General features: G+C 43.2%; 7 protein-coding genes. 4 read left to right on the top strand and 3 right to left on the bottom strand.

Features of this window, described 5'->3' with window-relative positions:
• The first annotated feature begins 73 nt into the window (after window positions 1–73).
• The 4 genes from ABFX15_RS08985 to phnE (ABFX15_RS08970) all read left to right on the top strand — a co-directional run bounded on the left by ABFX15_RS08985 (window position 74) and on the right by phnE (ABFX15_RS08970) (window position 3,507).
• Window positions 74–961 (top strand): phosphate/phosphite/phosphonate ABC transporter substrate-binding protein, encoded by an 888-nt coding sequence (locus ABFX15_RS08985; protein WP_346025091.1) that lies wholly within the window; start codon window positions 74–76, stop codon window positions 959–961.
• Window positions 962–1,057: 96 nt separating this feature from the next.
• Window positions 1,058–1,837, top strand: a complete 780-nt coding sequence (gene phnC / locus ABFX15_RS08980) for a phosphonate ABC transporter ATP-binding protein (RefSeq protein WP_346025090.1) — start codon at window positions 1,058–1,060, stop codon at window positions 1,835–1,837.
• A gap of 11 nt (window positions 1,838–1,848) precedes the next feature.
• Window positions 1,849–2,676 carry a phosphonate ABC transporter, permease protein PhnE gene (gene phnE / locus ABFX15_RS08975; RefSeq protein ID WP_346025089.1) on the top strand — a complete coding sequence of 276 codons (828 nt, stop codon included), beginning with the start codon at window positions 1,849–1,851 and terminating at the stop codon, window positions 2,674–2,676.
• An 18-nt stretch (window positions 2,677–2,694) separates the two neighbouring features.
• The gene (gene phnE, locus ABFX15_RS08970) at window positions 2,695–3,507 is read left to right on the top strand and encodes a phosphonate ABC transporter, permease protein PhnE (RefSeq protein WP_346025088.1); all 813 of its coding nucleotides are present in this window, start codon (window positions 2,695–2,697) and stop codon (window positions 3,505–3,507) included.
• Between the two features lie 78 nt (window positions 3,508–3,585).
• Here the strand turns inward: phnE (ABFX15_RS08970) and ABFX15_RS08965 are convergent, their stop codons facing one another.
• From ABFX15_RS08965 to ABFX15_RS08955, 3 genes are read right to left on the bottom strand one after another with little or no spacing between them, the layout of a single operon-like run.
• Window positions 3,586–4,383 carry a MetQ/NlpA family ABC transporter substrate-binding protein gene (locus tag ABFX15_RS08965; RefSeq protein WP_346025087.1) on the bottom strand — a complete coding sequence of 266 codons (798 nt, stop codon included), beginning with the start codon at window positions 4,381–4,383 and terminating at the stop codon, window positions 3,586–3,588.
• 54 nt (window positions 4,384–4,437) lie between these two features.
• Window positions 4,438–5,127, bottom strand: a complete 690-nt coding sequence (locus ABFX15_RS08960; protein WP_091268627.1) for a methionine ABC transporter permease — start codon at window positions 5,125–5,127, stop codon at window positions 4,438–4,440.
• Between the two features lie 18 nt (window positions 5,128–5,145).
• On the bottom strand, window positions 5,146–6,231 hold the full coding sequence (locus tag ABFX15_RS08955; protein WP_346025086.1) for a methionine ABC transporter ATP-binding protein: 1,086 nt from the start codon (window positions 6,229–6,231) through the stop codon (window positions 5,146–5,148).
• Window positions 6,232–7,246: the final 1,015 nt, after the last annotated feature.

The following is a 7,246-nucleotide window of genomic DNA, read 5'->3' as shown; positions in this document are numbered from 1 at the left end:
AGTGTTCCATTGCCTTCCTCCTACATGCTCGATTTAGAGGCTGCCCTGACGTAAAAAGGGCAAATTCAAAGAGATTTATGTTGCAACTGAACCATTAGAAGATCTCCTGATTGCTGAGCTGGCTGAGCATGGTTACGATGTCGGCGCAGTTGAAATTACTGTAGGAACAAACTATGAAGCGGTTGGAGAAGCAATGTCTGCCGGAACACTTGATGTGGGCTTCCTTCCAGGTGGAACATACGTCCTGTATGATGATTCTGCAGAAGTTATTCTGACTGCAACACGTGCTGGTCTGAACAACGATTCAGATAACCCAGCTGACTGGAATGAAAACAAACCGACTGAAGCTACTGACGAACAGGTGACGTACTACCGTTCAATCCTGATCGCAGGTCCATCTGAAAAAGGTAGAGAATTAGCTGATAAAATTAACAGCGGAGAAGAACTTACTTGGGAAGATGTTGATTCAGCGTCTTGGAGCGTTATGAGCTCTTCTTCATCTGCTGGATACATTTATCCAACAATCTGGATGCAGGAAAACTTTGGTCGGTCTCTGACAGACCTAAGCCAGATCGTTCAAGCTGACTCTTATGCGAACTCATTTGCAAGACTGGCAGCTGAACAGGTCGATCTGATCGTTGCTTACGCAGATGCACGTCGCGACTATGTTGATATCTGGGAAGAAGACTTTGGTGCTGATAACGATATTTGGGAAGATACAGATGTCGTAGGTGTAACACCAGGAATCTACAACGATACAATCAGTGTCAGCCGGTTCTCAGAAATCATGGATGACGATCTGATCGAAGCTCTACAGCAGTCATTCATCAACATTGCACAGACAGACGAAGGACGCGAAGTCATCGCGATCTACTCACACGAAGGTTATAAACCTGCAACAAGCGAAGACTATGACGTAGAAAGAGAAGCACAACAGATTCTACGCGACATGTCTGAATAATTTAAGAATTTACGACTAAACTAAATGAAAAATTAAGCTGGGAGCGCCCTCTCCTGGCTTTCTTTTTGATTATCTCCAGAGAGGAAATAGGCCAAAATGATAAAATTTAAAGATGTAAACAAGATATACCCGAATGGGGTCACTGCCTTGAAAAATGTAAATCTGACCATTGATCAGGGAGAATTCGTTGCGATTATCGGATTGTCTGGTGCCGGAAAATCCACACTTATCCGCTGCATCAACCGTATGCATGAAATTAACGAGGGAACATTGACCGTTAATGATGTAAATGTCGGACAACTGAGTGGAAAGCAGATCCGTTCTTTCCGTCGTAAAATTGGAATGATCTTCCAGTCGTTCAACTTAGTGACACGTACATCAGTAATTAATAATGTATTGATTTCATCTGTACCTGAACTGTCATGGTGGAGAAAGTTCGTTGGTCTGTTTCCTAAGGAGAAAAAAGTAGAAGCACTTGAAGCCCTGGATAAAGTAGGTATCCTGGACAAAGCATATAATCGTGTCGATCAGCTCTCAGGTGGTCAGCAGCAGCGTGTGGCACTAGCCCGTACGATTGCTCAGAATCCGGATATTATCTTAGCAGATGAACCGGTTGCGTCCCTTGACCCAGTCACAGCTAAAGTGGTCATGGATGACTTCAAACGAATCAATCAGGAAACAAACATGTCCATCCTGATCAACATTCACCACGTTGAACTGGCTCTGGAGTATGCCGATCGCGTAATCGGTATCCGTCAGGGAGAAGTCGTGTATGATGGAAAATCCGAAGATGTTTCTCAGGATGTACTGGACCAGATCTACGGCAGTGCCGACAATGTTCCTAAAATGGATGAACCGGAAGAAGCAGAGGTCTAGGAGGGACGAGCATGAGAGAAACAGTATACGATAAGATTTTCAAACCTAAGACCTATACTTTGTCGAATGGAAAAGGAGTGAAACAGCGTGCTTCCCGAGCTCCTCTTATTCTTCTGATCGTTTTATTCGTGACGGTTGTGTCATGGGAAGTCACAGGTGTGGACCTGTCGATGTTAAGAACACGAGGACATCAGTTCATTGTCATACTAACTGCCATGTTCCCGCCAAACTTTAATTTTATGAATAATGTATGGGGCCCGCTTTTCGATACGATTCAGATGTCACTTCTGGGATCCATTGCCGGAGCCTTACTGGCTATACCGTTTGCTTTGCTGTCATCCAGTAACATAATAAGGAACCGGTTATTAAACGGCTTTTTCAAACTGTTCCTGAGTATTTTAAGAACGCTGCCTACGCTGATTTCTGCATTGATTGCTACGTTCATCTTCGGACTGGGAACTATGGCCGGAACGGTAGCGATTTTCCTCTTTACCCTGTCTTATATTGGTAAACTGATGTATGAACATATTGAAAACGTCGATATGGGGGCTTTTGAAGCGCATGAATCCATGGGTCTGTCCAAAGTGGAAGCTTTCCGCTATGCTATCGTACCGGATGTTCTTCCAACCTACTTGTCTGTGTCATTATATGCCTTTGAAGGAAATATAAGATATGCAGCCATTCTTGGTTATGTAGGAGCCGGAGGAGTCGGTCTCCTGCTGGACGAGCGTTTGGGCTGGAGAGACTACCCGAGCGTGGGAATGGTCCTTCTGATATTGATGCTGGTTGTCTTCGTGATTGAACGCATCAGTGAATACTTCCGAATGAAACTGACTTAATAAAGGAGCAGAGAGAAAATGAATAAAGCTGTTGCACAGCAACTTGAAAAAGCACCAAATCGTAAAGTTTATTTATCAACTATTGCAATCATCCTGACTGCTCTTATCATCTGGTCATTCATGGGAGTCAATATCACTGGTTTTGATCAACAAGGAATGAGAATCGCCAGAAATATCTTCCGCGGGCTGTTTTCACCGGACCTGGAATTCCTGTTTGACTTCACATCAGGTGGAGGGGTACCAGGGCTCTTGTTTGAAACGATCGCCATCGCCTTTTTAGGAACAGTATTCGGGTCCTTTCTGGCGATCCCGATCTCATTCTTGATGTCCCCAAGTATCGTTTCCAGGCCTGTAGCCTTTGTGACACGTCTGGTCGTTATCTTTATCCGGACCATTCCTTCACTTGTATACGGGTTAATGTTCATCCGTGTAACTGGACCTGGTCCATATGCAGGTGTGCTGACGATGTCTCTGACTTCGATCGGTATGATTTCGCGTTTATACGTGGATGTCATTGAAAACCTGGACAGAGGCGTTCTTGAAGCCATGACCTCTATGGGCTGTACGACTTACCAGAAAGTACGTTACGGCATTCTGCCACAGCTGTTCTCAAGCTTCCTGTCTGTAACGATCTACCGTTACGATATGAACCTGCGTGATGCAACCATACTGGGACTAGTTGGAGCTGGAGGAATTGGAGCACCTCTGATATTCGCCATGCGTTCTTACAGATGGAGCGAAGTCGGATCAATCCTGATTGGACTGGTTGTTCTGATCCTGGCAGTTGAGATTTTCTCCAACAAACTGCGTGAACGTTTAGTTAATGGATAAAAAAATAGTTCTAGTCAAAAAGAAAGGATCCACCATTCTGTGTAGTTACAGAGAGATAGATCCTTTTTTTGGTTAAATTTAATCCCAAACAGGAATAGAAGAGTTCTGAGTGGTTTCTGCAATGATTTCAGCTGTTTCATCTGTCTGGTAAGTGTCAACAATCTTCTGATATATGTCGTTGTCAACATCTTCAGAACGGACAACGATAGCATTGATGTATGGTTCTGAATCTTCATTCACAGGCTCAAGGAAAATCGCATCCTGTGAAGGGATTAAGCCAGCATCAATAGCCATACCGACGTTGATCACAGCTGCAGCGGCATCAGTTAATGAGCGAGCCGTCTGGTTTCCTGCAACGGTCACGATATCCAGATTTAATGGATTGCTTGTTATATCGTCTACGACGGGGCGGTTCCCTGCTTCTGGATCCACTTCAAGAAGCCCTGCTGACTGTAATAAAATCAATGCGCGACCTTCGTTTGATGCATCGTTCGGGATAACGATTGTGTCTCCTTCTTGAATATCGGATACATCTTCCACGTATTCAGAATAAATACCTAAAGGGTTGAGCGTTGTATAGCCAATCGGGGTCAAGTCATTTCCGGTATCATCATTGAAGTCGTCTAAGAAGATTACAGTCTGAAAGGCGTTCAATTCGATATCTCCGTCAGCTAGAGCTGTATTAGGGGTTTGATAATCTGAAAAAGTAACGATTTCCAAGTTGATTCCTTCATCCGCCAGCCGATCTCGAACGCTTTCCCAGGCTTCATTATTTTCGCCCACTACCCCCAGTCTTACCGTTTCTCCATCATTTCCACAAGCAGCCAGTACAACCGCGAATACAATACTTAGTAGAGCTAAAAATCCTTTTTTCATCATTATTTCTCCATTCTATTTTTATTATTGTGTTAATGTAATTTAGCTTGTTTGTTAATGTGTTGTTTTTCTGATCAGAATACGTCCGATCCATTGGGTGACAAAGACGATCAGCATGATCAAAAGAGTGGAGACAATAGTGATATCCAGCTGATAACGGTTGTATCCTCTAGCAATAGCCAAGTCGCCTAACCCACCGCCCCCAACGACGCCTGCCATGGTAGTTAGACCGATTAGATTAATAATCGATACAGCAGACACACGAACGAGAGAAGGGAGGCCTTCTTTTAAATATACGCCGAATATAATTTCCAACGGTGAGGATCCCATGGATTCAGCGGCTTCTACTATACCAGGATCAACTTCAAGCAAAGCATTTTCAACCTGACGTGAATAAAAAGGAATAATCCCGATAGTTAGGGGCACAATGGCAGCGGTCGTTCCAATCGTCGTCCCTACAATAAAGCGAGTGAAAGGTGCGAGCAGAGCCATCAGAATAATAAATGGGACGGAACGCCCTGTATTAATAAACTGCTCTAATTTATTATATAACCGTGGTTTTTCCAGAATACCTCGTCTGTTCGTTATGACTAAGATCACTCCGAACGTGATTCCGATTGTTCCTGCAATTACTGCTGCAATCAGAGTCATGTAGATGGTCTGCCATGTGCTTTGAAGAATGCGGTCAGGAATTGCCCAGACATTAGGTGCGATGGTCTCTAACCAGTTAAGTAATCTATTCATATTATTTTCCTCCCGAAACTAAATAATTTTCTCTCTATTCAATGGAATTACTTTCGATTTGTTTACCAGCTGAATTTTTTCAAGCTGCTGGACGGTTACCTGCTGTGATTCGAGATAATTGACAGCTTGCTTTATCTGTTGAGACGAGCCACTTAATATGACGATCAAATTTCCAATAGGGGTATCGTAGAGAATTTCGATATCACCATACAAGATATTTGTCGTAACCGTAAATCGTGAATAGAGACTGGCTATGAGCGGTTCATTTGTACTCTGACCAACGAATGAGAGCCTTACAACGATGTCGTTATCATGGAGATCAAGAATTGATGGGTGTTTGGCCAGTTTCACCAAGGCCTGATCAATGTGGGTTGCCGTGTTAATGAACTCTTGGGTCAATGCATTCTTAGGATCAGTAAAGATGGACACGATATCACCTTCTTCAACGACTGAACCATTTTCCATTACAGCTACTTTATTGCAAATCTCTTTGATTACCTCCATTTCATGAGTGATAATGACAATGGTCAATCCAAGCTTGTCATTCAAGTCTTTCAGCAATTCCAGTATCGACAAAGTGGTCTTGGGGTCCAGCGCACTCGTCGCTTCATCACAGAGCAAGACTTCGGGATCGTTGGCCAATGCCCGGGCTATTCCTACACGCTGTTTCTGACCGCCTGATAATTGGGAAGGGTAGACGTCGTGTTTATCAGCTAGACCAACTAGGTCAAGAAGTTCTGTGACTTTCAGTTTTTTCTCTTCAGAAGACAAGGAGCTTGAACGCAAGGCATAATGAACATTCCCAGCGACTGTGCGAGCATTCATCAGATTGAAATGCTGAAAGATCATGCCTATTTTCTTTCGTGCACTACGCAAGTCTTTTGCATTCAACCCCAGAAGGTCCTGACCACTGACATGAACAGTCCCGTTAGAAGGGCGCTGCAGTAAATTGATCGTTCTCACAAGGGTACTTTTTCCAGCTCCTGAATAGCCGACGATCCCGTAGACATCTCCTTTTTCAATGGTCAGTGATACATCACGAACGGCATGAAGTATATGTTCTTTCGTTTCAAAGTGTACATCGATATGTTTCAGTTCTATCATTGTTTCTCTCCCCTTTATCTGCTGAATGAGCATCTGATGATATAAAAAAAGCGGTCGTCTTGATTAGACAGTCAAAACCAGCAAACCGGTTTTATTTAGTCTAATCAAAGGACGAACGCTTAAGTCGTGGTACCACCTTTGTTTGTGTCTTTCTCGCAAAAAACACCTCATTGAGGAAAGAAGAGTATCAATTCTTCTTTCTCAAAAGCAGTAACGGTTGCTGCCGTGATAGCCTAGCCTATAAAAGGATCGGTATCCCACTTGAACTTGCGTAGAAGTCATGCCGAGCAAGTTTGTCATAGAGACCATATTCAATGTCTTCAAGTAAACCTGCTTTCAGCATGCACAGGCTCTCTGTTTTACTTTAGTGTCATTTACTCATCTCTTACGTGTTTTACTTATATTGTTTTCAGGTATTAAAAAAGTCCCTGAAAGAAGTCCGCTTCAAGCGAACTTCCTCCAAGGACGAAATAGTCTCGTGTTACCACCTTGATTTGCAATGGAATTTCTTCTCATTGCCTCCACCAGTACGCTGCACAAGAAGTGCGTGATACTGTGACACTGTAACGGGTGTGACCGTAGTGGACTTATTTTAACATTCGTCCAATCTGCTTCAGCTTGAACAGGTGTAAATAGCTGTCCGAAGCTTTAAAAGACCATTTTCCTATTTTTCCATCCTACCCCTTTTCACCAGTCGGGGCTCTCTGAGAAGACTTCCTAATAGTACTTATCTTTACACATTTATGATGTTTGTTTCTTGTTGCTCATTACTATAGCAAGGTTTTACATCACCTGTCAACACTAAATTCTATGATAGCTATAAATAAATGTAAATCATTTATCTCACTAGACGAACAAAGGGGTCACGTTGGTTTCAGAATTGCTTATTCCTCGGGCTAATTGACCAATGTCGAGTATGTGATTTATCGTACTGCGACTGAAGACACTCGCTTCTATAAGCGGGTGATGAATGGCGCTCGAGCTTGCTCGACAGTATTTTCGAAAAAAGTAAAAA

This window comes from Alkalibacterium indicireducens, from assembly GCF_039522005.1.
GTDB lineage: Bacteria > Bacillota > Bacilli > Lactobacillales > Carnobacteriaceae_A > Alkalibacterium > Alkalibacterium indicireducens.
Note: the sequence above shows the minus strand (reverse complement) of the source record. Positions and strands in the feature narration are given on the sequence as shown.